This is a genomic window from Parasutterella muris, from assembly GCF_943193095.1.
GTDB classification, from domain to species: Bacteria; Pseudomonadota; Gammaproteobacteria; order Burkholderiales; family Burkholderiaceae_F; genus Parasutterella; species Parasutterella muris.
This window is the reverse complement of the sequence record NZ_CALPCV010000003.1, coordinates 14220-40591: the sequence shown is the minus strand read 5'-3', so window position 1 is coordinate 40591 and position 26372 is coordinate 14220. Positions and strand designations below refer to the sequence as shown.

General features: G+C 47.5%; 25 protein-coding genes. 10 read left to right on the top strand and 15 right to left on the bottom strand.

Translation table 11 applies throughout. The annotated features are described in order from the left end of the window. Positions 1–3: 3 nt before the first annotated feature. Together NFR90_RS01875 and NFR90_RS01870 are read left to right on the top strand one after the other, a co-directional pair. On the top strand, positions 4–1065 hold the full coding sequence (locus NFR90_RS01875) for a thiamine pyrophosphate-dependent enzyme (RefSeq protein ID WP_251450105.1): 1062 nt from the start codon (positions 4–6) through the stop codon (positions 1063–1065). A gap of 5 nt (positions 1066–1070) precedes the next feature. After that, positions 1071–2702, top strand: coding sequence for an NAD(P)-binding protein (locus NFR90_RS01870; protein ID WP_277612787.1), 1632 nt, complete (start codon positions 1071–1073; stop codon positions 2700–2702). Positions 2703–2744: 42 nt separating this feature from the next. Here NFR90_RS01870 and NFR90_RS01865 read toward each other — a convergent pair whose 3' ends face one another. Then, on the bottom strand, positions 2745–3506 hold the full coding sequence (locus tag NFR90_RS01865) for an endonuclease (RefSeq protein ID WP_251450101.1): 762 nt from the start codon (positions 3504–3506) through the stop codon (positions 2745–2747). Between the two features lie 87 nt (positions 3507–3593). Then, positions 3594–6395: a heavy metal translocating P-type ATPase gene (locus NFR90_RS01860; RefSeq protein ID WP_251450099.1), complete on the bottom strand. Its 2802-nt coding sequence runs from the start codon at positions 6393–6395 to the stop codon at positions 3594–3596. A 90-nt stretch (positions 6396–6485) separates the two neighbouring features. Here NFR90_RS01860 and NFR90_RS01855 point away from each other — a divergent pair, with 90 nt between their 5' ends. Next, positions 6486–6845, top strand: a complete 360-nt coding sequence (locus NFR90_RS01855) for a winged helix-turn-helix transcriptional regulator (RefSeq protein ID WP_160334664.1) — start codon at positions 6486–6488, stop codon at positions 6843–6845. A gap of 112 nt (positions 6846–6957) precedes the next feature. Then, positions 6958–8118 carry an AI-2E family transporter gene (locus NFR90_RS01850; protein ID WP_251450097.1) on the top strand — a complete coding sequence of 387 codons (1161 nt, stop codon included), beginning with the start codon at positions 6958–6960 and terminating at the stop codon, positions 8116–8118. Between the two features lie 71 nt (positions 8119–8189). On the opposite strand, the gene NFR90_RS01845 is transcribed toward NFR90_RS01850, so the two are convergent. The 3 genes from NFR90_RS01845 to NFR90_RS01835 all read right to left on the bottom strand — a co-directional run bounded on the left by NFR90_RS01845 (position 8190) and on the right by NFR90_RS01835 (position 12368). Next, entirely contained in the window at positions 8190–9428 is a 1239-nt protein-coding gene (locus NFR90_RS01845; RefSeq protein ID WP_251450095.1) for an O-antigen ligase family protein, read from the bottom strand. 334 nt (positions 9429–9762) lie between these two features. Further along, a complete protein-coding gene (locus NFR90_RS01840; protein WP_251450093.1) occupies positions 9763–10503 on the bottom strand; it encodes a hypothetical protein in 741 nt (246 codons plus the stop codon). Next, entirely contained in the window at positions 10500–12368 is a 1869-nt protein-coding gene (locus NFR90_RS01835) for a phosphoethanolamine transferase family protein (protein WP_251450091.1), read from the bottom strand. Before NFR90_RS01835 ends, NFR90_RS01840 begins: the two co-directional genes overlap by 4 nt. A 220-nt stretch (positions 12369–12588) precedes the next feature. On the opposite strand from NFR90_RS01835, the gene cuyB reads away from it, so the two are divergent. Both cuyB and NFR90_RS01825 read left to right on the top strand, forming a co-directional pair. Next, positions 12589–14052: a cysteate racemase gene (gene cuyB / locus NFR90_RS01830; protein ID WP_251450089.1), complete on the top strand. Its 1464-nt coding sequence runs from the start codon at positions 12589–12591 to the stop codon at positions 14050–14052. A gap of 53 nt (positions 14053–14105) precedes the next feature. Further along, entirely contained in the window at positions 14106–15026 is a 921-nt protein-coding gene (locus NFR90_RS01825; RefSeq protein WP_251450087.1) for an NAD(P)-dependent oxidoreductase, read from the top strand. A 32-nt stretch (positions 15027–15058) separates the two neighbouring features. Here the strand turns inward: NFR90_RS01825 and orn are convergent, their stop codons facing one another. Together orn and NFR90_RS01815 are read right to left on the bottom strand one after the other, a co-directional pair. Continuing rightward, positions 15059–15637, bottom strand: coding sequence for an oligoribonuclease (gene orn, locus NFR90_RS01820; RefSeq protein ID WP_251450085.1), 579 nt, complete (start codon positions 15635–15637; stop codon positions 15059–15061). 67 nt (positions 15638–15704) lie between these two features. Further along, positions 15705–16166, bottom strand: a complete 462-nt coding sequence (locus tag NFR90_RS01815) for a hypothetical protein (RefSeq protein WP_251450083.1) — start codon at positions 16164–16166, stop codon at positions 15705–15707. Between the two features lie 166 nt (positions 16167–16332). Between NFR90_RS01815 and NFR90_RS01810 the strand changes: the two genes are divergently transcribed. The 3 genes from NFR90_RS01810 (at position 16333) to NFR90_RS01800 (ending at position 19657) form a co-directional block, all read left to right on the top strand. Then, complete coding sequence (locus NFR90_RS01810; RefSeq protein ID WP_251450081.1) at positions 16333–17613, top strand: M48 family metallopeptidase; 1281 nt, start codon at positions 16333–16335, stop codon at positions 17611–17613. A 13-nt stretch (positions 17614–17626) separates the two neighbouring features. Next, complete coding sequence (rsgA, locus tag NFR90_RS01805) at positions 17627–18535, top strand: ribosome small subunit-dependent GTPase A (protein ID WP_251450079.1); 909 nt, start codon at positions 17627–17629, stop codon at positions 18533–18535. A 603-nt stretch (positions 18536–19138) separates the two neighbouring features. Next, positions 19139–19657: a Crp/Fnr family transcriptional regulator gene (locus NFR90_RS01800; RefSeq protein ID WP_160334674.1), complete on the top strand. Its 519-nt coding sequence runs from the start codon at positions 19139–19141 to the stop codon at positions 19655–19657. Between the two features lie 158 nt (positions 19658–19815). Here NFR90_RS01800 and rplS read toward each other — a convergent pair whose 3' ends face one another. The 6 genes from rplS to NFR90_RS01770 form a co-directional block, all read right to left on the bottom strand. Next, entirely contained in the window at positions 19816–20184 is a 369-nt protein-coding gene (gene rplS, locus NFR90_RS01795) for a 50S ribosomal protein L19 (RefSeq protein WP_160334675.1), read from the bottom strand. Positions 20185–20248: 64 nt separating this feature from the next. Then, positions 20249–21007 carry a tRNA (guanosine(37)-N1)-methyltransferase TrmD gene (gene trmD / locus NFR90_RS01790; RefSeq protein ID WP_251450076.1) on the bottom strand — a complete coding sequence of 253 codons (759 nt, stop codon included), beginning with the start codon at positions 21005–21007 and terminating at the stop codon, positions 20249–20251. 7 nt (positions 21008–21014) lie between these two features. Next, positions 21015–21539 (bottom strand): ribosome maturation factor RimM, encoded by a 525-nt coding sequence (gene rimM / locus NFR90_RS01785; RefSeq protein ID WP_277612785.1) that lies wholly within the window; start codon positions 21537–21539, stop codon positions 21015–21017. A 15-nt stretch (positions 21540–21554) separates the two neighbouring features. Then, positions 21555–21815 (bottom strand): 30S ribosomal protein S16, encoded by a 261-nt coding sequence (gene rpsP / locus NFR90_RS01780; protein WP_160334678.1) that lies wholly within the window; start codon positions 21813–21815, stop codon positions 21555–21557. Between the two features lie 182 nt (positions 21816–21997). Next, entirely contained in the window at positions 21998–22927 is a 930-nt protein-coding gene (locus tag NFR90_RS01775; RefSeq protein ID WP_251450074.1) for an electron transfer flavoprotein subunit alpha/FixB family protein, read from the bottom strand. A gap of 12 nt (positions 22928–22939) precedes the next feature. Further along, positions 22940–23692 carry an electron transfer flavoprotein subunit beta/FixA family protein gene (locus tag NFR90_RS01770; RefSeq protein ID WP_251450072.1) on the bottom strand — a complete coding sequence of 251 codons (753 nt, stop codon included), beginning with the start codon at positions 23690–23692 and terminating at the stop codon, positions 22940–22942. 194 nt (positions 23693–23886) lie between these two features. Between NFR90_RS01770 and NFR90_RS01765 the strand changes: the two genes are divergently transcribed. Continuing rightward, entirely contained in the window at positions 23887–25404 is a 1518-nt protein-coding gene (locus tag NFR90_RS01765) for an FAD-dependent oxidoreductase (RefSeq protein ID WP_251450070.1), read from the top strand. 68 nt (positions 25405–25472) lie between these two features. On the opposite strand, the gene NFR90_RS01760 is transcribed toward NFR90_RS01765, so the two are convergent. Both NFR90_RS01760 and NFR90_RS01755 read right to left on the bottom strand, forming a co-directional pair. Next, positions 25473–25820: a DUF805 domain-containing protein gene (locus NFR90_RS01760; RefSeq protein WP_160334682.1), complete on the bottom strand. Its 348-nt coding sequence runs from the start codon at positions 25818–25820 to the stop codon at positions 25473–25475. Positions 25821–25893: 73 nt separating this feature from the next. Continuing rightward, positions 25894–26319, bottom strand: coding sequence for a hypothetical protein (locus tag NFR90_RS01755; RefSeq protein ID WP_251450068.1), 426 nt, complete (start codon positions 26317–26319; stop codon positions 25894–25896). Positions 26320–26372: the final 53 nt, after the last annotated feature.

Sequence of the window (26372 nt, the reverse complement as noted above, 5' to 3'; positions counted from 1 at the left end):
GTCATGTCCGAGCATCAGATTAAGTTTTATCAGACAGGCACGTTCACTGTCGGCAACCGTCTCCTGAATCCTGATCAGCGAAGCGGTCAGGCTAATATCGAACGTTACAACTCATTGAACTCCGGCCATCGCGCCTGTCAGGGCTGCGGAGAAGCGCTTGGCGCACGCTACGCAGTTGACGCCGCAATGCGCGCCACTCACGGCCGCCTGATCGCCGCCAACGCTACCGGCTGTCTTGAAGTGTTCTCTACTCCTTATCCGGAAACCAGCTGGCAGCTGCCTTGGTTCCATTCGCTTTTTGGTAATACTGCGGCCGTCGGCACAGGTATGGCCGCTGTCGCTCGTGTTAAAGCCAAAAAGACAGGCAAACCGCTGGTCCGCGTTATCGCTCAAGGCGGTGACGGCGGTACCACAGATATCGGATTCGGCTGCCTGTCCGGTATGTTCGAACGCAACGACGACGTTCTGTACATCTGCTATGACAACGAAGGCTACATGAACACCGGTGTTCAGCGCTCCTCTGCCACACCTCCCGCAGTTCGCACAGCCACGACTCAGATTCTCGGCAGCCACCCCGGAAACGCATTCGGTCAGGGCAAGGATGTTCCTCTGATCGCTATGGCTCACGGCATTCCTTATGTGGCAACTGCCACAATCGCTGATCTTCGTGATCTGGAAAGAAAAGTTGAAAAGGCGATGACATTCCACGGAGCGCGCTATCTGCACGTTCTGGTTCCCTGCCCGCTGGGCTGGGGAGCCAAATCCTCCGACACGGTACGTTTAGCCCGTCTTGCCACTGAAACCGGCCTTTTCCCGGTATTTGAAGCTGAATACGGCGAAATCACAAACGTTCATAAGATTCGTCAACTTCGCCCGGTTGAAGAATACATGAAGCTTCAGAAACGCTATGCGCATCTGTTCGGCGCTAAAGCCGACACCGAAGCCCTCACAAGAATTCAGGCAATATCAGAGAGAAACATCCGCAGATTCGGTCTTCTCGGCGAAGAAGAACCCGAAATTATTCCGCCTGCTGTTCAGGCTGACGAACGCGCAGATCGAATCTAAGAGGAATTACATTTATGAAGAAACCATTTGCTATTACGCTGGATGTCGGAACCTCTTTGGAAAACAGAACCGGCAGCTGGAGAACACTTCGTCCGACCTATGTCCACAAACTGCCGCCCTGCAATAAACAGTGTCCTGCAGGCGAAGATATTCAGGGCTGGCTTTTCTACGCAGAAAGCGGAAATTATGAAAAAGCGTGGCGCCATCTGGTCAAACGCAATCCTTTTCCTTCCTGCATGGGTCGTGTCTGTTATCACTCCTGCGAAAGTGCCTGCAACCGCGGACAGCTTGATGAGTCCGTCGGTATCAATTCTGTGGAACGCTTCCTTGGCGACAATGCTCTGGAAAACGGCTATAAGTTTGAGAAACCCGCAAAGAAAACCGGTAAGAAAGTTCTGATCGTCGGATCCGGCCCTGCCGGTCTTTCCGCGGCTTATCAGCTCGCACTCAAAGGTCATGAAGTCACTGTTAAGGAAGGCAGTCCTGAGGCTGGCGGCATGATGCGCTACGGTATTCCTAAGTATCGTCTGCCGCGCCGAGTGCTCGATCAGGAAATCGCTCGAATCGCGGAACTGGGTGTCAAGATTGAACTCAACTACACCGTCAAGAGCATTGAGGAAGAAAAATTCGGTTATGACGCTGTATTCCTCGGTGTCGGCGCCGGTATGGCCAAGAATGCCTACATTCCGGGCGGTGACGCGAAACACATGATGGATGCCGTCTCTGTTCTTCGTTCCATGGAAGGCGAAGAAGAACCGCTGCTTGGACGCAGAGTTGTCGTTTACGGCGGCGGCAATACGGCAATTGACGTTGCTCGCTCCGCAAAACGTCTTGGCGCAGAGCCGCTCATCATTTATCGCAGAACACGCGACAAGATGCCTGCGCATGACTTCGAAGTTGAAGAAGCCCTTCAGGAAGGTGTTTCTGTGAAGTGGCTTTCTACAATTTCCGAAGCTGAGAATCCGAAAGAAATCAAGATTGAAAAGATGAAACTTGATGAAAACGGAAATCCGCAGCCGACAGGTGAATTCGAAACGGTTGAAGCCGATACTGTTGTTCTCGCTCTTGGTCAGAACGTTGACCAGAGTCTCATTGATAAGATTCCGAATCTTAATATCGAGAAAGGCGTTGTTCAGGTTGACCGTTTCATGCGTACCAACGTTCCCGGTATCTATGCGGGCGGCGACATGGTCCCCGGCGACAGAAACGTAACGGTTGCTATCGGTCACGGCTATAAAGCGGCCTATGCGATTGACTGCTTCCTGAACGGCAAAGAACCTGTTGATCATCCGAAGAAACAGGTTGCTGAATTTAAGAACCTGAATACTTGGTACTACTCGGACGCCCCGAAGACTGTTCGTCCGATGCTTGATTTGGTTCGCCGACAGAGCACGTTTGATGAAGTCCAGCACGGTCTGACTGAAGAAAACGCGCTTTTTGAAGCTCGTCGCTGCATGTCTTGCGGCAACTGCCTGCAGTGCGATAACTGCTATGGTGTCTGCCCGGATAACGCGGTCATCAAGACCGGAGACGACAACGTGCCCTACATTTTCAATTATGACTATTGCAAGGGCTGCGGCGTATGTTCTCAGGAATGTCCATGCGGCGCAATCAACATGGAAACTGAGTCCATTTAATCCATCATAGAAGAAGCGGTGCCGAGGCACCGCTTCTTTTTTCTATCTCCACATTCCCTTATTCACACAGGCTTCTTTGACGAACGGATTTTCGTTTCTCTGAAGCCTTTCAATTCTGAGTGCACGCGTGCATTCCCACTGTTCAACGGGATACTGCTTGTCCCATGCGTCCATCAGTCTGCGCTGAGCCGAACTCATTTGATATCGAGGGTAGGCGTACTCCATATATTTATAAGTTCTTGCGACAGCACCTTTGGCTCTCGCAGGCGGCTCCGCTTTGTTGCCCACAATCTTCATTTCGCAAACACCAAACTTGGAAGGAACCGACTTCGCCATTGCTTCAAAGTTTTTATTACCTCTATCCGCGTTCACAGAACCAACCGCAGGATAAAGGTTGTACATATCGCTCTGCATGTAACGGAACTCTTTGTTTACCTTTTCTGCGCATTTGCGGCCCTTAAAGGATTTCCCTTTGCTGTCCACGCAGTCAGGATGTCCGCTGCGCCACTCCGAAAACGTCTGACCGAGATTTTCTGCAGGGACAACATGTTCCCATTCAATTTTTCCTGCCCGCTTAGGATGAACCGGTGATTCAAAGCCGGATGGGAGTATTGTATTTTTATGTTCATCGAACTTTACTCCGCAATATATCGTTGTCCTTTGATCGTAAACGACATTTCGTTCGAGCAGCTTCTTGGCTTTATTAAAGCTGTCAATTGAATAATTTCCTTTGTTGTTAGCCGCGCTAAAAGCTACAGAAGAACAGCAGGAAAGAAGAGCGAAAAACAGTAATATTTTTTTCATCGGGACTACATCAAACTACAAAAGCCGCTGATTATAAAAGTAATGGGAAATGACCGTTTTCCCTCCGAGACTCTACATTTTGATGACTTACGCCTCTCTTGCCTCTGTCAGCTCATAGCCTTCCTCCTCTATCGCTTGCTGAAATTCTGATTCCGTAATCGGCTTAGAAGATTCAACCTGTGCAGATTTATTCTCCAAAGACACCTCGCAATGAACTACCCCGTCAAGTCCTGATAGTTTCTTAGTTACCGACTTAACGCAATGACAGCACATTATGCCTTCGATCCCAAGTAAATAATTAAAACCCTTTGTCTGCCCAGGCGTTGAAATACATTCAATCGACTCTAATTTGTAGCCGTCTTCCTCGATCAATGATTTTAATTTTGCCTCGTCGATCGGGGCTGAGCTTTGTACATCTGCAGTCCCCTTCTCTAAATCGACTTTGCAGTCGATAACTCCGGGCAATCCGGTAATCATGCCGGTTACTGCTTTTACACAATGCTGGCACATCATGCCGGAGATATAAATCTTGTATTCATACTTAGGCGTTTCTGCAGCGGTTTTCTCGATGGCTAAGTTCATAAGTTTAGGTTCCATTCTCTGATTTTCATTATCCATTGCTCCCGAAAGTACAGGACGCCAGCGACGCAGTCTCAGTGCATTAGAAACCACACTCACCGAGCTCATGCTCATGGCGGCTGCTGCAATCATCGGGTTAAGCACCCATTCAAAAACTGTATAAAAGACACCTGCGGCAACCGGAATGCCGATGATGTTGTAAATAAATGCCCAGAATAGATTTTCACGAATGTTGTTCATACAGGAGTGTGAGAGCGCTCCGGCATTGACAACATCAGAAAGGCGGCTCTTCATGATCACGATATCAGCCGCTTCAATCGCTACATCTGTACCGGCGCCGATTGCCGCTCCAACATCCGCTCTTGCAAGAGACGGCGCATCGTTAATTCCGTCCCCAACCATCATGACCTTCTTTCCGGCTTCCTGAAGTTCACGGACAAGAGCCTCTTTTTCTGCGGGTTTAACTTCTGCACGAATATTTTTGATACCGACTTGTGCGGCCACAGCTTGCGCTGTCTTAATATTGTCCCCTGTCAGCATCCAAACTTCTTTGTCCTGCTTGAGCATCGCTTGAACTGCGTCTTTGCTGTCAGCTCGCACAGGATCAGCAGCCGCGATCAAACCGGAAAGTTTTCCGTCCAGCAGAACATAAAGCGGAGTTTTACCTTGATCCGCTAATTGATCCGCTAATTCACGAACTTGTTCAGGCAACTCACCGACAACAACGCTCTTATTGCCGATTTTCACATTTTTCCCAATTACCTGAGCAGACACATTACCCAGATTTTGCGTGAAGTTTGAAGCCTCCCGAAGCGGCACTTCTAAGGACTTTGCTCCATCAACGACAGCTGCCGCAAGCGGATGCTCCGACTTATTTTCCACAGAGGCGACGAGACTCAAGAGTTCCTTGGGGGGAAGACTGAAACTGACAACATCTGTTAGTGCAGGTTTTCCGCTGGTGACCGTTCCTGTCTTGTCAAGCACAATAACATTGACTTTTTCGGTTGTTTCAATAGCTTCTGCCGAGCGGAAAAGGATTCCGTTCTGTGCGCCTCGACCGCTTCCAACCATGATTGCTGTCGGAGTCGCCAAACCCAATGCGCATGGACAAGAGATCACAAGAACTGAAACGCCGATCATCAGCGCGAATTCCCACGAATATCCAAGCATCAGCCAAACCAGGGAAGCTGCAATTGCGATCGAGATCACCGTTGGAACAAAGATGCCGCTGATTTTATCAGCGAGTCTTGCAACCGGCGGTTTTGTTGATGTTGCTTCATCAACAAGTTTAATGATCTGAGCCAGAGCAGTATCTCCGCCTACTCGAGTGGCCTTCATTTTGATATAACCGCTCGTCAGAAGCGTAGAAGCCGACATTTGAGAACCAACCGTTTTTTCTACCGGAACACTCTCTCCCGTCAGGGAAGATTCATCTACTGTCCCGCTTCCGTCCTCTACAACACCGTCAACCGGAACCCTTGAACCGGTTTTTAAAAGAACCAAATCTCCTACAGCGATTTGCTCCAAAGGCACAACTTCCTGCTTACCGTCTCTTTCGACCAACGCATTTTCCGGAACCAAGGCCATCAATTTGGAGATCGCATCCGTCGTCTTGTGCTTTGCTCTCGACTCAAAATATTTGCCCAATGTGATAAGTGCCAATATCATTGCGGCTGAGTCAAAGTACAGATTATGTGCATAATGCGCAAGCTGTTTCTCATTTCCTTGGGCAAGTGCCCAAAGCATCATGTAAAGGGCAAACAGTCCGAATAAGACAGAGGCGGCTGAGCCGATCGCCACCAGAGAATCCATATTTGGCGCCCGATGCCAAAGGGACTTAAAACCGTTTCGGAAATACTTAAAGTTCACAAAAATGACCGGAAGCGTAAGCAAAAACTGGGTCAGAGCGTTTATCGGTGCATTCTTTGTTCCGCTGAGAATCTCAGGCAAAGGCATCCCGAGCATTGGTCCCATTGCCAAAATCATAAGAATTCCGGCAAAAATCAAGGATACCCAAAGCCTAAACTTCATTTCTTCGGAAGCCTTTTTAGCCTCAAGCGCAGGATCCGCTGTTTGAACCGAACCTCCTTTATCTTCACTCCTTTCCGACGCGCCATAGCCGGCGTCCGTTACCGCTTTGACGATCTCCCCGACATTTGTCTTTGCGTCGTCAAACTCGACGGTCATACTGTTTTTCAGGAGATTGACATTCACATTGTCAACCCCGGGTATGGAAGAGACCGCCTTCTCAACTCTGGCTGAGCAGGCCGAGCAGCTCATCCCAGTCACATCAAAATTCTTTTTCTGCATATTATTTCCTTGCGTAGCGGTATTATTTTACGTATTATTATCTTATTAGCAAGAACTAACTGTTTTGTATATTAGTATATAAAAGATACCATGAAAGATAATCATTCATCTGCCAATCAAGATGACTGCCGCTGCCCATGCCCCATAGAGACCTCATTGAATCTCATCGGAGGAAAATACAAGGCACTAATTTTATGGAAGCTCATGAATAGAACGCTGAGATTTTCTGAGCTTCGTAAGCAAGTACCCAAAGCGACGCCTAAGATGCTGACGCAGCAGCTTCGTGAGTTGGAACAGGATGGTTTGGTCCTCCGTCAGGTCTATGCGGTTGTTCCTCCGAAAGTAGAATATTCCCTCACAACGAAAGGAAAGTCGCTGGAACCGATACTTCAAGCCCTTTGCAGCTGGGGAAAGACCTGTCTTAACAATGCGGCTGAATCCTCTGACTAAGACCCGTAATCAGGATTAAATATCTCAATTTTTCTGCTCATTGTTGGGGAAAGGACGTGATCTTCAATGAATTTGAATTAATATTGGAAGCAGTTAAGACATCAGATCAGATATGAAACTGCCATCATTCATGGATCGCGCCGATTTTGTTGTGCGATTCTTATTTGGATCCTTCATCGCAATTGGATGCGTGTTGGTCGTTTGGCCTTTCGCTACGGCAATTTCCGTTGCGGCAGTTATCGCAATGGTCTCGTGGCCCTTATTCAAACGAATTCGCTCAGCTGTAGGCGGACGTAATCTGTTGGCAACCTGCATTATCGTGGGCTTGCTCGCTGTTTTGATCGTACTTCCGATCGCGGCTCTTTCTCTTGTTTCCGCGCAGGAAATTCCGACACTCATTCGTTATATCCGTGATTGGATTGCCTCCGGTTTTAACATCCCCGAGCAAATCAAAGAGATACCGCTGATTGGCAATTGGATCTTTGATCAGGCTCATGATTTGCTTGGCAGTAAAGAGGACCTTACTGCGCTAGCTCAAAAGCTTTTTGACCCGGTTAGCCGTGCAGCGCTTGCGGGCGCGGTTATGTTGGGAGACGGCCTCTTCCAGCTCTTCTTAATGCTGTTTGTAATTTTCTTCTTCTACCGCGACGGTGAATATTTGTCCCAGAAGTGCCTGGCGCTTCTGACACGCATGAGCGGAAACATTGCTGTAGAAGTTCGAAATATTATCGTCAACACTACCAGAAGTGTTGTGTTCGGCATTGTCGGCAGCGCAGCAGGCCAAGGGATTGTTGCGTTAATCGGCTTTTGGATTGCCGGAGTTCCCGGTGCATTGACTCTGGGCATTGCTGTGTTCGTGCTATCTGCCGTACCGATCGGACCTCCTCTTGTTTGGGGACCGGCTGCCTGCTGGCTTTACTACAAAGGAGAGGTCGGAATGGCGATCTTTCTGGTGCTCTGGGGCTCTCTTGCCGTATCGAGCGTTGATAATTTCCTGAAGCCGCTTCTCATTTCAAAGGGCGCTTCGCTGCCGCTTTCTTTGATCTATTTAGGCGTTTTCGGCGGCATCATTGCCTTCGGCTTCATGGGCATTATCCTCGGTCCGGTTGTGATCGCAGTGGGAATCGCCATGAGTAAAACCTGGCTGTCAATCACTGCTACAGTTGATTCCTCTAATCACCCAACTAAAGCGACCAAGGCCGTCTTGGAAAAGCTGTCACGAAACTCAATTGAAAATGATGTTGTTGTGACGCCCAAAAAAGAAGATTCGTAAACCGGAGAGCGGGCAGTTAGACTGCCCGTCAGAACTCAACAAATGCGTTGCGAAAAAACATTTAAAAGTTCTTAGGCAGGCCGCGCCTCATTATTTTTCATATCTTTAATACGCGAGAGCACAATAAGCGAAGCGAGAGCTACCCAGTAAAATTTCACAACAGCAGAATTACCAAAATTAAATTCAGTTAAACCTTGAAGAAAGAAAGACATTGATACTGAGACAATGAGCATCCCATAAAGATTTTTATTCCTCCACATGCTCTTAAAGCCAAACCAAAAGATATATCCAAATAGGAGAACAAAAGAAATCAGCCCAATAGCTCCACTTTGTCCAAGCATCTGAAAAATATTGCTGTGCGCATGCTTTTGTCTTCTCTCTTTCGCTTCAGGAAGAATGTATTCTTTTTGATATTTATCCGCATATTGGCCAACTCCGACCCCTAAGACCGGATGATCTAAGAACATGTTAGTGGCGCTCTTCCACATCAGCAAGCGCTCAGAATTGGATTGATAGGCCATATCTGTGATTGTATCTACTCGTCTTTGAACCTGATCAAGCGAACAAAATAAAGATGCACAGATCGCGGCGATCACAATAAATGCCATGGTTTTTTTGACGGATTTGAGAGAAAACCACATCCCAACCAAAAAGAGCGCTGGTATTACTCCAAGCCATGCTCCCCTTGTCGCATTTAGCATCAGACCTACTGCAAGGATAGAAAATAGAACTAAGTTGAATATTAGGAATGGTAATTTTTGAGCTCTATTCAGAATTAGAGATAAACACAACGGAAGAGACACACAAAGAAAACCCGCCAAGGTCATCATGTGGCCAAATAGCCCTTTAAGTCTCACTGCTCCGGCCGGCGCAATAATATACCCTCCGATCACATCAAGCGCACAAGAGATAATACTTATTATTAGAAAAATAAATACTAATTTAGGTTTATCAAAGAACAGAAGAATGAAAAAAAATGGAAAGGTTCTAAACACGTAGGTATTAAAAAATACTTTAGCGCCTTCTATAGGCTCACCACTAAACAGAGCAGAAAGCAGCATTATTGCCCAGAAAAAGCCAAATATCAGAAACCAAGTTCGATTATTTTTAATTTTTAAATAAATATCATTAATCTTTTTTTCTTTTATTCTTTTTGCCAAAACAAGAATCGCAAAAAAAATGGAAATTCCTAAGAAAATATTCGCAACAGCAATTGATAAACACTGAAAAAAAATAAAAAGGGAAAAAGCAAACAAGAAAATGATTTCCAGCCTGCTGAAATTTTGAATTTCTTTTTTAATTCCGAACATGTCTTTTGTCCACAGTAACAGCGGAAGCTGCTGTCCTTGTAAATCTCAGGATATCCATTCCGAGAGAAGATACGGAGGATATTATCAGAGAATACAAGTCTGCACTTGAACAGTGCGAGTCTCAACAGAAGAATAATCATGAAAAACAACTTAATGTCGCTTTTCCAATACGACATTCACGCGTTACTCCTCATTAGACTCAATTTCTCGAGTAGAAATACGGCAGAAAAGGATCGATGGGCATCTTACAACTTATGAAAAATACCTCCGACACTTATTGGGGAGAAAACAACCTAGATGCTATTTGGATCCGGCACCTTGATGCTTCTTTTATTCACCTGTGAAAATGTCCTCTTTCCTTAACGAGAATAACTTCAACATCCTTATTTTTCACAGCATCCTGGTACATTTTTTCGTTGTTCACCTTGTACCAAGGTTCCCAGTAATACCAAACTAAATACTTCTTATTCTTCAGAAGGTCATTCTTTTTAACAAGCTCATACATATGACCGTCCATAGAAAGGTATTTGCAGTTTGATTTATATGCTTCATAAATTTGTGTTTTTACATCTTCCAGGCGCTTTCCTTCACCGATCAGATAAAAAGCTGTTTTCCATCCTTTTGAAGCAAAGAAATTAAGACATGGAACGCAATGGCTCTCCACAATGCATTTATTCTTATCAATACCGGCCTCCTTGACAATTTTTGAAAGGTCTTCCTCTGCGTTAAAGCTATTTGCTTCAGTTAAGTTCTTAACATCAAACCAAGCTCCCTTTGATGGCTTAAGAAACTTCAGCGTTTCAGATAAAGGAACTTGACCATCTCCTGCATCATGAGGGTTATTGAAAATTCTGTCTTTCTCGTTGTAGAGCGCATCCATTTCGAAACCGCTGTATTTCTCCGCAAACTCTTTCATTTTTAAGGGTGAGTTCACACGATGTAGCCAAAATTTTTCAGGAATATCCTGAAATTTGCCTACCAGCCATAAATAATAAGAATTGCGCAACGCACCAAAAGCAAGAGCAAGAACTAGCAGAATCGCTATGACTCCTAAGGTAATTTTCCCTTTCCTCATTCTTTTCTCTCCTCAAAAGATTTCCTGCCGTGCAGTGTCTTCAATTCATTCATAGTGCGTCCGTAGCTTTCGGAGGAAATATCATTGTTGTCATTTTTGAATTTGCTTTCAATGCCTAGAACGCTCGACATCGTGTCAAACAGCATGTCATTAGTGAACGGCTTATCTGAATTCTTTTTCAGATTCCTAACAACAGACGAGTGATCCTTCGCATATTTGTCAGAGAAGACCATCCAGAAAGGAATTTCCGTTAAATCCCAGCCAAATTGACTGCTGTCATGAGATACTCCCCTATCAACGCCTTCTGAGTGATCTGCTACATATGTCAAAGACATAAAGTTAGGTTGTTTTTTAGCCCATTCATAAATATCTTTTACTACAGCATCGTTATAAAGCATACTGTTGTCGTACTTATCAATTGAAGTTCGACCAAATTTCTTAAAGGAGCCCGGGTATCTTTCTTCATAAACTGTATGGTTGCCCATTAGATGAAGAACAATCAAAATACGGTCGCTATTGCTGTGCAGATTTTTGAGACTGTTGACCAATTCTCCGTCGTAAAAGGTAGTTCCTGTATCCGTGCCAAAGTTCGTATTAATAAACATCTGATGATCCGCCGTCGAGGCTATAAGCGTGACAGGCGTATCCCAAGCCGACAGCTTGACTTGATTACTTATCCAATAGGTTTCGTATCCTGACACATTTGCCAATTCAATTAACGAAGGACAATCCTGAAGAAGATTGTCATCGTATTGAGACTTAGAGGTCAGAGCATACGTTAAAGCCGGAACGGTATGGGTGTGATTGGAATATGCGTTAGAAAAGATAACCGCATTCGGATCATTCTTCATTTTCGATAGCCACGGTGTCGTCTCTCGCTTATACCCGTAAGCGGACATGTGATTTCTGTTCTGAGACTCTCCTATCACCAGGATGTATAAACCTTTATATCCGTCTTTCTCTATAGCGAGTGTTCCAAATTTGTGAATCCTCTCAAGAGAGGCATCTTTAAAGTCTTTATATAGTTTCAAGCCTTCAGCTAAACCTATAAAGGGTTTAGTGATTAGATTGTGACTAGTTTTACTAATCAAAATGGAAGAAATAACAATCGCAAGCAGCGAGATAAATGCAGTACCAAAGAGCCTAATCCTTAGTTTCTTTGCATCAGTATACGACCTTGTTTCCTTATTTGTAGTCCCATGATCTGTCTGCTGTGTCACTACTGATTTAGCAAGAAAAATAACTAAACAGAAAATGAAAAGAGCGGCAACGACAAAAAGCAGCGACGAACCGACAGTCATATTCTCTTTTAAATACGCAAAAGCCTCATTGTTGTTTGTCTGGGCGATTGCAAGCAAAGTATCTGCAGATAATACGGAACCGGAGACTAAGTAATAAGAGAAAAAAGACAAGCTGAGAAAGGCCGGAATAGCCATGCATAAGAAGACAAGAAACGCACTCAATACTCGGGCAGCATTGTCGTTACCGATCTTTGAAAAGCAACCCCCGGCAACATAAGGTATTAGCGCGAGAACAACTGAAATCCCGGCGAGCCAGTAAATAGCTGTTGTTAGCGGTCGAGCAGATATCGAGCCGGCAACAAAAATTTGAATGATGACCGGTATCAAACCTAAGAGCAGGGACAGATAGAAGAGCGGCTTCAGGCGATAACGCCGGAGTGAAGCGGACTCAATAGACGTTATGAGACCACTGAAGCAAAAGAGGGAAATCAGCGCAAGGATAAAAAATTTAAACAGTCCAATACCAAGGGAGGACTGAGACACTGTCTCTAAACCAAAGATAGGAATAAAAAGAACTAAGAGCGCCCACAGTACACTTGAAAGAATCGTTTTTAGTACAGACATAAATTTTTATTTAGTATTAGTAGGTAAGCCTATTTTTAGGCAAACGCATTAGACGTCATAATTATAAATACGCGATTCAAATTGAACCGTTTTTGATTCCCCTCTTTTTACTGGAGAAATCTGCTGAGAAAAAATCAAGAACGTCATTGCTGTTTCTGGCCATTGCATGTGTTATTGCGTCTATACTTCCTCTATCTACATTCCCCGGATCGATAAAACTATGTCAGCCAAAGATCAGACAATCATCGGACTTTGCCAAGTCGGTTCCCCTGCCCCCTTTGTTAAAGCCCTGAAAGAAAAAATCGCAAACACCTACCTGCCAGACGGTACAAAAGCTGTCGTCAAAACCGTTGATTTTGAATGGCAGGGCCCACATAGCGATGCTCCTAAACTCGTACGCGACGGAGATTTCAAGATCCGCGCCTTTGAAGAAGTCCGCCGACTGAGAGCCGCCGGAGCAAAGGTCGCAGCTGTGACAAACTGCCGCACTCTCGGTTTTAAAAATGAACTTCAGGAAGAAATAACAACGCCGATTACTGACTTCCCGACTGCATGCGCGCATGCCGTCTCTGAGAACCCGAATTTAAAACTCGGCTATTTGGGAAGCACTTCCGCTCCGAAGGCTGCCGCGATCAAAGAAGCAGTTGAAAAAGTCTTCAAGCCGCAGTGGATTGATCTTGACAAGTCTTTCGACCCGATCGTTGAAGAAATCCAGGAACTGCTCCATAAGGGCAAATCTTCCGATGAAAAGGAAGCACTCGATAAACTCGCCATGCTCTGCTCCGAGTTAGTCAGAGGCGGCGCAGAAAAAATCCTTCCGACCTATGGCCTTCAGGCACTTCTCTCGGAAGCTTTAAACGCCAAAGGCTATCCGGTTATCGATGTCGTCAAAGCCTTCGCGGATTATCTCTGCTTCACCGAGTGGCACAACCTTCCGAAACCCTTCAAGATCGGTATTGTGGGCGGCCTCGGACCGGCTGCGACTGTTGACCTGTACGATAAAATTACGCGCTTTACACCGGCTAAAACCGATCAAAAGCATATTAAAGTCGCGGTTGAGCAGAACCCTCAGGTTCCTGACCGCACGAAATACCTGCTCGAAGGCGGTGTTGACCCGACACTTGCCTTATACCAGGCCTGTAAACGACTGGAAAACGATGACGTCGACGCCATCGTGATCGCCTGCAACACAGCCCACGCTTACTTCGAAACCATCCTTCCTCATTTGTCTGTCCCGCTCATCAATATGCAGCAGGTCACACTCGAAGAGATTATCGAGAAGTACGGTAAAAACGCAGTGGTCGGCCTTATGGCCACCGACGGCACCATCCAAACCGGAATTTATTCTAATAAGGCTAAGAGCATGAATCTTTCCATGGTCACGCCGGATAAGGAATATCAGGCGCTTGTCATGGAAGCGATTTACGGTGAGCTCGGCGCGAAAGCCGGTTACACCGAAGGACACTGCAAAGAGGTTCTTCTGAAGGCAGCCCACCACCTCGCTAAGGAAAAAGGTGCGACTGTTCTCGTACTCGGCTGTACGGAACTCCCTCTGATTCTTGATGAGACAGACAATCTCGATCTCGGCGACTGCAGCGCGGCTGTTATTGACCCGACATCTTCTCTCTCCCGAAGAGTTGTGAAGGTTGCCGAAGAGATCATTAAGATCCGAGGACGCCGCTAGAGTTTTTAATTTTCCCGCCTTTATCGGCGGGATTTTTATGGAGTAAGTAAGCTATGAACTTCTTCCCTAAAACAGATTACACACCGATTCCGGCCGGAACTAAAGCCGCTTTTATCGGCCTTGGTGTCATGGGCAGTCCAATGGCCGCGCATTTGAAAGCGGCCGGGTGCGAAATGACTGTCTACAACCGAACCACGTCAAAAGCGAAAGACTGGATTGAAACCTTCGGCGGCAAATACGCCTTAACACCCGCAGAGGCGGCTAAAGACGCGGACATCGTTTTCACATGCGTCGGCAATGATGAAGACCTCAGAAGCGTTCTATTAGGAGAAAACGGCGCTTTTGCCGGAATGAAGAAAGGAGCTGTTCTTTGGGATGCAACTACCGACTCTGCAGAAGTAGCCCAGGAAATGTACGCCAAAGCTCAGCAACTCGGCCTGAGTTTTGTAGACGCTCCGGTTTCCGGAGGACAGGCAGGTGCGGAAAACGGCGTTCTGACTGTTATGTGCGGCGGTGACGAAGATGTTATCGAGCGCTGCACGCCAATCGCATCCGCTTTTGCCTGTTCTGTCAAAAGAATCGGAGATAGCGGCAGCGGCCAGCTTGCCAAGATGTGCAACCAGATTTGCATCGCAGGAATCCTGCAGGGACTCTCTGAAGCGATCGCCTTTGGTAAAACCGCGAACCTGAATATGGAACTCGTTTTGGAAGTTATCGGCAAAGGCGCCGCAGGTTCCTGGCAAATGAACGGCAGAGGAAAATCTATGATTGAGAACCAATTTAATTTTGGTTTTGCAGTGGATTGGATGCGCAAGGATTTAGGTATTGCGCTCAGCCAGGCTCGTCGCAGCGACGCATCGCTTCCGCTCACCGCACTGGTGGATCAGTTCTACAGCGACATACAGAACATGGGCGGAGGAAGATTAGATACGTCTAGTCTTATTCTCCGACTGAACCAAAAGCCGAAGCAATAAACAACAGAGCCCGCAAATGCGGGCTCAATTTTTTAAATCTTCATAACTTCCTGTCGATAAAACCTCAGCTCTTCAATCGAATCATAAATATCCGATAAGGCCTCATGCTTGGAAGTCTTCTGATACTTCTTAATCACCTCGGGAGCCCAGCGCTTAACGCATTCCTTAAAGGAAGAAACATCCAGATTGCGATAATGAAGAAACTGTTCCAAATCCGGCATCCATCTCGCCATAAATCTTCTGTCCTGACCGATGGAATTTCCGCAAAGCGGACTCTTGCCTGCCGGTACATATTGAGAGAAGAAATCAATATAAATTTTCGCGGCTTCGGCTTCACTAACCGTACTCTTCAGCACGCGATCAACTAATCCGCTTCTTGTATGTGTCGCTGTGTTCCACGAGTCCATCGTATCGAGAACGGCTTTATCCTGATGAATCGCAATAACAGGACCCTCTGCGATCACATTCAGCTGCGGATCCGTGATGATCGCGGCCAGCTCAATAATACGGTTAATCTGAGGTTCCAGACCTGTCATTTCCAGATCCATCCAGATTAAATTCTGTTCATTAAAAAGCGGGCTTCTCTCGCTTTTAAATTCATTGACTGACATTCCAAAATTCTCACAAAACGAATGGACGCATTTTAATGCATCGAATTATGCGCTTGCTTGATCGCGCTTAATCATCGTCATGCTTGTGATGTCTTTTCCATTTTTTATGCTCGTGTTTTTTATGCTTATGAAAATCATGCCCATGATGATCATCATGGTCAAAATGCGGGCGGTGATGTGGACGGTGGTGTTTCACGTAATGCTTATCGTACCAAGGGCGTTGGACGAAATACACAGGTCTTGAACACGCATCGTAGCGGTCGCAATACCTATCCCAATGTTTTCTGTGTTCCAAAGGAACAGTAAGATAAATCGGACCGACACCCGGAATTGCCGTCCCTACTGCAATAACCGGATTACTGTTAAAAACCTGAGGCACGACACCCTGAATTGGAAGAATCCCATAATATCCCGGGGCTCCGACACCGACATTTACATCAAGATGAATACCGGCTTGTGCGATAGGTGATGAAAAATGAAGTACACAAACTGATAAACAGCATGCGCTTAAAATTTTTCTGAAATTCATAGGAAGCTCCTTCCATGTCTTTTCGTTTTAAGTATAGAGATTCCGTCTGTCACTGCTTTTAGCTCAAACCACTCTGAGCGTTTTAGCGATTAATAATCCTGCAGCTGTCCGTTTCTCTGCAAAATGCGCTATCTTTGCTCTTACATCGGACTATAAATATCCAAAAATGAACTATTCCTCTGCTTTTGAAACTCTTTTTCTTTTCTTCCTTTTCGGTGGCTTCGCGCTTAAATATTATTTGGACTGTCGTGAAATTCGATGTATCCGAGAGAATCGCGGAAAAGTCCCGGAGGCCTTTGCAGAAAAAATAACGCTGGAAGCTCATCAGAAAGCGGCGGATTACTCAATTGAAAATGTCCGCTTCGGAGAACTCTCCAGACTGGTTTCTCTAGGGCTAACGCTGATACTTACCGTGGGCGGGCTGCTCCAAATTATTTATCTCATGACAACCGGCTGGCTTGGCAACACCATTCTCGCTCAGGTCGTCATCATCCTTCTGATCGGCTTTATCTCCGGCCTCATTGATCTTCCCTTCAGCTGGTACCAAACCTTCAAGATTGAAGCAAAGTACGGTTTCAACACCACAACGCCGGCAAGATTTATCAAGGACACACTGATGTCAGCTGCGCTCAGCATTGTGCTTGGCGTGCCCATTGTTTCGCTGATTCTCTGGCTCTGGAATGTCTCCGGCCCCTACTGGTGGGTTTGGGCCTGGGCCGCTTACATGCTTTTCAATGTCATTATTCTTTGGCTGTATCCGGCTGTGATCGCACCGCTCTTTAATAAATTCTCTCCGCTTCCCGATGGTGAGCTCAAAGACAGACTCGAATCCCTGCTCTCCAGAATCGGTTTCTCGTCCCGCGGGCTTTACAGCATGGATGCCTCCAAGCGCAGCGCTAAGGGCAACGCCTACATGACCGGCTTTGGAAAGAACAAACGCATCGTTCTTTTTGACACGCTCATGAATAAACTCACACCTGAGGAAACAGAAGCGGTGCTTGCGCACGAACTCGGACACTACAAGCTCAATCACATTTATAAGATGCTCGCCTTCTCCTGCGTTTTCTCCCTGCTCTTCTTTTGGCTTCTGAGCGTTCTTGCTGACTGTCAATGGTTCTATGAAGGACTCGGTGTCAACCTGATTCAAGGCGCAAGTCACGGAACCGCGCTTGTGCTCTTCTCCACCGCAGTACCTGTCTTCATGTTTCCTCTTGCTCCGCTCAGCAGTTACTTCTCACGCAAGCATGAATTTGAAGCAGACGCCTTTGCCGTCAAATATTCCAACGGACATGCCCTCATTAGTGCATTGGTTAAGCTTTTTTCTGACAATGCGTCTACGCTGACGCCTGATCCGGTTTATTCGGCCTTTTATTCTTCGCACCCGGATGCGGCAATCCGCATTCAGGCGATCGAAGAAGCCGAAAAAGCCAAAGCTGCGTCTCATTAAGGTGTTCTAGATAATGGCTGAATCTGTTCGGTTTAATGCTCGTGTGGTGTCCACCCACGGCAAACATAGTTTTGTGGAAAAAAACGACGGCACGGTACTCGAAGCCACGCGTAAAGGCAAAAAAGGCGATGTGGTGGTCGGAGATATTGCGCAGTGCCTGCAGACTTCACCGACGCAGGTTTCCGTTGAAAAGATTGAACCGAGAAAATCCCTTCTTTATCGAAGCGACGATCTGCGCACGAAACCGCTGGCAGCCAACATAGATCAGGTTGCGGTCGTCTTTGCCACACGACCGAGTTACAACCCGCACTTTATTTGGAAGGCGCTCCTTGCGGCTGAAACGGCGGACATTCCGACCGTGATTATCCGCAATAAATGCGACTACATACAGGATGAAGCTGCAGTGCGCCCCTTTATCGATCAGCTTAAAGAACTCGGAGCCGAGGTTGTTGAAGTCTCCGCGACCAAAGATCCGGGAAAAACCAGGGAAATCTTAGAGCCGATCTTTAGGGATAAGATCACGCTTCTGATCGGACAGTCCGGCATGGGTAAATCCACAATCCTTAATCTTCTGATTCCGGGCGCAGCGCAGAGAACTCAGGAATACTCCGTCGCGCTCGATCTTGGCAAGCAGACGACTACCGCCGCGCGCTGGTTTAACTTCGAGGGCGGTGCGCTCGTTGACTCACCGGGATTTCAAGAGTTCGGCCTGTCTCACCTGACACTGAACGATATTATGCGCGGCATGCCGGAAATTCGTGATCGTGTGGAACATTGCCGCTTTACGAACTGTCGTCACCTGCAGGAGCCTGGCTGCGCGGTGAAGAAGGCGGTTGAAGACGGAGAAATCGATCCCGAGCGCTACGCCTTCTATAAGGAACTCGCGGAAGAGGCGATTGCCAGAGAAAGCGGCAGATACTAAGACAGCGTTTTAACACCGTCCGACGGAATCGTCGGGCGGTATTTTTTTGTTATATAACGCATTCACGTGATCTATAAACTCGTCTGACTTAGAAAAATTAGAGAGAAATCCGTTCTCGATTAAATAAGAAAATTGATTGTCAAGGATCAAACCGCCCAATAAATGTTCGTACAAATGAAATCAATTCCTGCCAAAGAGCTCAGGACAATTCTCTTCATATGCTAACCGTAATCTTTGGGAATCACTGAACCGCAGTTCTTACCATTTTGATGTGCCACAACATTTTGGGTTTATCAATTCTTCGCTTACTAATCGCCTTAATGAGTAATTTACAATTAATTACATATATTTTTAAAGCAACTCAACTTATTTAAGTAGTAACCCGAAGTGCCTGTCAATCAAGGGATTAGAGTAATTACTTAGGTTTAAAAACCTAGAAAATCCTATAGATTTTCTTCAAAATACCGTGCTCTAGTTATCCTGGAATTAGTGTAACCACTTGCTCATTACGGGATTTCCCGATATTATATTCTCAACTTAGATGGAAACAAAAAAGAATTTCATCAAAGGTCGAGGTTAAAAAATTACATAGGAGTGATAAAGATGTTAAGAACACGCCGCACACCCAAAGACAGAGCTGCTTTCCCCACTGAACTCCCTACAGGACTTCATATTCCGGCTGGTGTCTCTCCTGAAGTTTATGCTTCTCATCGCGATATTCTCTCAGTACTGCTGCTTCGTTTCATGACAAGCAGACTTCGCGCCATGTACCAGGCCTATGACGGTGACCTGACACTTTGTTTGGTCCTCGGTGAAATCGCTTCGCGCAATACCGAACGTTTCTATGACGAGCGCCGCGGTTATATGCCGGCTGACGCACACGGTCAGAGACAGCTGCTTCCGTGCAACGCACTCTCTATTTCGGACGTGACCGGTATTCCTCGCGAAACCGTTCGCCGCAAACTCGCAAAACTCGTCGAACTCGGCTGGATCGAGAAGACACCCGAAGACATGTACGTCATCACCGATAAGATCGGCACCGTCTTTGCCGCATTCGATGACAGCCAGACATATGATCTGATGAAGACCAGCGAAAGAATCTCTAATGTACTGCGCAGCTAACCGAAAGACACTGCCTTACAGATTATCCAAAGCTTGAAATACTTAGACCGCCCGATCGGCGGTCTTTTTTTATCTCTTCCGGACAAAGAAAAAGCCCGGATGCGCGCCGAGCTCTTTCTCGGTCCCCCGCTTTAGGAGGGACTGCCCATATCCTAAGATTAGGCCTTGCGAACCAGTTTTTCTTTGATTCGAGCAGCCTTACCGGACAGATTGCGCAGGTAGTAAAGCTTAGCGCGGCGAACATCGCCGTGACGCTTAACTTCGATGCTGGCAATCATCGGAGAATACAGCTGGAATGTACGTTCAACGCCTTCGCCGCTGGAAATCTTACGAACGGTGAAAGCGGAATTCAGACCGCGGTTGCGCTTAGCGATCACAACGCCTTCAAAGGCCTGTACACGCTTGCGGGAACCTTCAACAACGTTGACGTTAACAACAACGGTGTCGCCGGGGTTGATCTGCGGGAAAGTTTTGCCTTCAGAAAGACGGGCAATCTCTTCCTTTTCAAGTGTTTCAATCAAATTCATTTGTAATCTCCAATGACCATCATCATGCAGATCTTTTCGTCTTAAACTGCCGAGAGGATGGGTTTTAAACCAAGGAGTCAGAAGACTCCGAACTAAGCGTTCTCAGAACTTTCTCATCCTCTTCGGAGAGAAGATTCTTCGAGCGCGCTATTTTAACCAAATCCGGACGGTTTGTGGCGGTTGTTTGTAACGCCATTTTTCTCGTCCAGTCCTGAATATGCTTATGGTGCCCGTTGACCAGCACTTCCGGCACTTTCATCCCTCTCCACTCTTCCGGCCGCGTATAGTGCGGCGCGTCCAAAAGACCTGTGGAGAAAGATTCGTCTGAGGCCGAGAGCTCTTTAATGGCTCCGGGAAGACGCCTCACAACCGCGTCCATCAGAACCATTGCCGCCAGTTCTCCGCCGGAGAGGACATAGTCGCCGATGGAAATAATCTCGTCCACATAAGTGTCGAGAAACCGCTGATCGATGCCTTCATAACGCCCGCAGACAAGAATCATGTCCTCGTCGCTTTCCGCAAGCTCAAGCACACGCTCATCGCAAAGCGTACGGCCAGAAGGCGCAAATGCGAACACACGTCCCCGGTTTCCGTCTGCGCGGATCGCGTCAATCGTCTGAGCTAAAGGCTCAGCCATCATGACCATGCCGGGGCCGCCCCCGAAGGGACGATCGTCGACAGTGCGGTGCGCATCATGCGTGAATTTGCGCGGATTCCATATCTTGAGCTGCCAAAGGCCAAGCTTTGCAGCCCTCGAAGTAATACCGCACTCGGCAATCAGTGCCGGCATCTGCGGAAAAAGGGTTACGACGTCAATACGCATCGGCTGATCAGCTCCAGGTGGGATCCCAGTCAAGAACAATCTTTCTGTTCTCTAAATCCGCCTCAACAAAGTAGCTGTCCACAAAGGGAATCAAAACAGAACTTCCGTCAGGCTTCTGAACATCCAAAATGTCATGAACGCCGTTGTCGATCAGACCTTTAACCACTCCGATCGTCTCGCCTGCCTTGTTCACCGCTTCACAGCCGATCAGATCCACCCAGTAGAATTCGCCTTCTTCGATCTGCGGAAAATCCTTTCGGTACATGCCGACAGCGCCTCTAAGTTCGGCAGCCTGCTCCGGAGTCTCAATCCCTTCGAGCTTGGCAATGAGACCGGCTCCGTGCACCTTGGCTTTTTCCATGCGAATCGGACGCACACCGCCCTCCCGATCACAGATTAACCAGTTTTCGGAGGACAGAAGCGCCTGAGTGTCCTGAAAAGGCTGAACGCGAACCCAGCCCTTCAAACCGTAAGCACCATGCAAAACGCCGAGCAGTATAGGCTCGGCGCTGAAATTCTTTTCGTTTATCACAAACGGTGAGGAAAATTAGGCAGCGGGAGCGGCTGTCTTTTTGAATTCCTTGTAAAGACGGGCAACTGTGTCGCTCATCTTTGCGCCGTTAGCAACCCAAGCGTTGAGGCTGGCTTCGTTGATAGAGAGACGCTGAGCAGCGCCGCTGGCCATCGGGTTGTAGAAACCGATGCGTTCATTGAAACGTCCGTCACGGGGATTGCGGGAGTCGGTCGCGACGATGTTAAAGAAGGGGCGCTTCTTGGAGCCGCCACGAGCCAGACGAATAACGACCATAGTTAAATTACCTCTATAGAAATATATTTTAAAAATGAAAATAGTAGGCGCTATAACGCCTGAAAACACGTGATTCTATCCCATTTTTCCTAATTAAACAATCCACAAGCGTTAATTTGTTGCCGAATTGTTACGGAAAAGCGAAAGAACGCGGCACGCCGCGTCCTTTCCCGGATCACAAATTAAAGCTTCTGTTCCAATTCGCGGATTGTCGCCATGGCGTCAGCCACCAATCCGTAATCAGCTACTTCGAAGATCGGCGCTTCCGGATCCTTGTTGACCGCAACAATGACTTTGGCGTCTTTAATGCCGGCAATGTGCTGGATCGCGCCTGAAATACCGAAACCGATATAAAGGTTCGGCGCAATGATCTTGCCGGTCTGACCGATCTGCCAATCATTGGGCGCAATGCCCGCGTCCACAACCGCGCGCGTTGTGCCGACCGCTGCGCCAAGCTTATCGGCTAAGCGACCCATTTCTGCGAACTCCGCCTCGTCGACCAAGCCTCTGCCGCCCGCAAGCACAATCTTCGCGCTCTGCAGATCGGGATGATCATTCTTAACCTGCTCTTTACGAACGAAAGTCACTTTGATCACAGGAGAAATCGGAACCACACGCTCAATCTGCGCTGCAGTTTCACCCTTCTCTGCCGGATCAAAAGCGGTCGCGCGGACAGTAAGAACAACTTTTTCATCAAGCGTACGAACGGTCTCGATCACGGAGCCTGCGTAGATCGGATGCTTAAACGTTTTGCCGTCAACCACATCGGTCACTTCAGAAATCTGTGCGACATCGAGTTTTGCCGCGACGCGCGGCGCAGCGGCTTTGCCGCTCGGATTGGCGATAAAGAGAATATGGGAATATTCCGAGCTGACTTCTAATACAGAGGCGCTCATGTTTTCCGGAAGTTCTTCGGCAAAATAAGGCGCTTCCGTCAGAAGAACGCGTCTGATGCCTTTAATAGAGCTCGCCTCTTCAAGCACTTTAGACCCGTCCTGTGCCGCGATAAACACATCAATATCTCCGCCGATTTTCTGAGCGGCGGACACAAGCGAGTAAACCGCAGGATTCAGAGCGACCTGATTGTGATCAGCAATAATTAATACAGACATTGTTTTCGCTCCTTAAAGTACCTTAGCCTCGTTCTTGAGTTTGTCGATCAGTTCATCGACACTGGCAACACGCTGTCCGACTTTTCTTGCGGCAGGAGCCTCATAGCCGACAACTTCAATGTGCGCACGAAGCTGTACGCCGAGCGAAGCCGCTTCAATGATTTCCTGCGGCTTGCGCTTTGCCTTCATCATCATCGGCAGCGTCACATAACGCGGTGCGTTCAGACGCAGATCCGCAGTCACCACCGCGGGCAGCGTCAGTTCGACGACCTCAAAACCTCCGTCTACTTCACGGGTAACGACAAGGCGGCCTTCTTTCATTTCCGCGCCAGATGCATGCGTACCCTGCGGGTAGCCGCAAAGCGCGGCAACCATCTGGCCGACCTGATTCGCATCGTCATCCACGGCCTGCTTGCCGCAGATAATCAAATCAGGAGTCGACTGATTCACATAAGCGGCCAGAATCTTGGCCACATTCAGCGGCTCAAGCTCGTAGGCCTGAGATGTCTGCAAAAGGACTGCTTTGTCGGCGCCCATGGCAAGCGCGACACGAAGCGTTTCTGCGCACTGCGCTTCACCGACGGAGACCGCGATAACTTCATGCGCAATGCCTTTTTCTTTCATCTGAACCGCCTGTTCCAAGGCGATCTCATCAAACGGGTTCATGGATTTCTTGAGCGAACTCACATCAAGCGTGCCGTCCGCACCGAGTTTGACTTTAATGTTCGCATCCACGACCCGTTTTACCGGGACAAGAATCTTCATTTTCTCTTTCTCTGTGCTTTAAATAACAATACAGGGGATTATAGCCATCGAGGCTTCAAGGATTTCACTCAAAAAACGCTTTTTTTACTCTTACTCGGGAATTTCACGCTGATCAAATGTGTTAACTGCTTAACGGGGTACGTTTCGCTGATTTGCTAGCATTTTCATAACCTTACAAAGACCAGGAGAATAAGATGTCTCAAATCAAAATTTCCGGATTATGCGCTGCTGTCGTCTTATGTTTCGGCAGTCATTCTTTCGCAGCGGACCAGAATCTGAACACTGACCTTATCGTCGTCGGTGCGGGTTCCGCCGGACTTTCAGCCGCTGTTCAGGGCGCTGAACTCGGTAAAAAAGTGATTCTGCTTGAAAAGAATCCGTATGTCGGCGGCAATTCCCAACACGCCGAAGGCCTTTTTGCCGTGGATTCCGAATGGAACCGTCTTAGAGGCGATCCGCTCACACGTCAGGAAGCCTATCGTCAGTTCATCGAACGCCAAAACCACCTCGTAGACCCGTATAAAAACAAGGATTTCGTTGAAGGATCCGCTGAAAACATCGAATGGCTCTCCAAGCACGGCATTGAGTTTGAAGTCATTCGCGAAACACCGCTCAAGGACAACACCTGGCACATCATTAAGAACTACAAAGGTGTTAACCACGGTGCCGGTCTTATCAAGGGCATGAAAGATGCCGCCGATAAGCTCGGTGTGCAGACCATGCTTGCCACACCTGCCGTCGATCTGATTAAGAAAGACGACAAAGTCGTTGGCGTTATCGCTAAAGACAAAAAGGGCAACACTTATCACATTTCCGGCAAAGCGGTCATTCTCGCTTCCGGAAGCTTTGGCGACGATCCGAAGAAAGTTGCCGAATGGGGGCACAGAGATCCTGAAGCATGGAAGAGCTCCGTGCCTATCAACAAGACCGGTGACGGCATTGTCATGGCGATGAAAGCCGGTGCGGAAAGAGGTCCCGTCAGCTTTATCGGTCATCTCGGCACCGAGGGCAAAGGCATCAAGTTCCTCAGCAACCTTTACGGAACATCCTGGCAGCCCTTTAACCTTTGGGTTAATCGTGACGGTCTGCGCTTTACGGATGAATCCCAGTGCAACGCCTTCAGTGAAGCAGCTAACGCGATCTACGCTCAGCCGGGTCACTATGGCTGGTGTATCTTTGACGAAAATACCGTCAAGTACTTAATGGAAAAAGGCGCCTCTTCCGGCATCGGTGTTTTAGTTCCGATCGGAACGAAATACGCCAACCTGCAGAAGGACATTGACGAAGCTCTGGCAGCTGACTCGGACGGATTCAAGAGCGCCTCTACCGTCGCCGGACTGGCTAAAGCCATCAATGTCCCTGCCGCAGTACTGGAAAAGACGGTTGCCGAATACAACAAGAACTGCGAACTGCAGAGCGATCCGATGTTCCTGAAAGATCGCCGCTACTTAGTTCCGATTGAAGGCAAGAAACTCTATGCGCTGAAACTGAAATCCTACTTCTTCAGCGCCTACGGCGGTCTGATCACCAATCGGGATCATCAGGTCCTCGATAAAGACTCTCGTCCGATCAAAGGTCTTTACGCCGCAGGTCTTGAAGTATCCAACATGGTCGGCCCGACCTACCCGGACTTCTTCTCCGGCCACGCTTTCGGCTTTGCTTCCTACTCCGGACGCTATGCCGCAATCAACGCCGTTAAAGAAATGAAATAAGTTCTCCTAAGAGCGATAAGCCCGCAGCTCAGTTAATGATCTGCGGGTTTATTTTTTCATTTATCGGTCTAATCGGGATACTTCGAGCCTTTGAAGAGCAGCAGCAAACCGTAGATGAATCCGACAATAGGAATGATGAACAGCACGACCGACCAAGGCGAGTACTGTATGTCTCGGCAGCGCTTAATACAGGCAAAGAGCTGAAGCACTAAAACAATGACCGGAAACCAGCCGATCGCTTTGACATTGACTGTACCCGCTGAAGCGTTATAGACCGAAGAAAAATCAACGAACCAGGACGAGATAAAGCACAGAACCAGCATCGTCAGAAAAAACGACAGTCTGTGTATTCTTCCGTCCGGCAAAAACGGATTGTTATTGACTCTCGGCACTGCCAAATTAAACTGCTGCGACATATTTTCACCTCTGCTTTCGTTTTTAAAGACTGTAGCCCGAAAGGATTGCAAAGGCTGTGAAATAACCTCCAAACTAGGCAGGTTTCGTCAAAAAAATAAACCCGAAGATCGGCAATTGATCTGCGGGCTGATTGGTCTCTGCCGGTTTAATCCGGATAGCGGGGACCTTTAAACAGCAGAATAAAACTGTAAACAAAACCGACGAGCGGAATAAACAGAAGAAGTACGCACCACGGAGAGCTTTTAATACATCTCTGCAGCGTTTGATGCAGGCAAAGATCTGAAGAAGCACGGTACCGAGAGATGCACTAACGGCTGTTTCAAAGACCATAGCGTCCTCTAAAACGACACCCGCCTCAGTCACACCGTAAAAACAACTCGCAATCAGGCTCAGCACCAGCGTCGTCAGAAAAAACGACATTTTGTGAATTCGTCCCTCCGGTAAAAACGGATTGTTATTGACTTTAGGAATGGATTCCTGCGCAAACTGTTCTGACATTTCTTCCTTCGTTCAATTTTTAGAAAACACAAACCGGCAGAAAGTTAATCCTC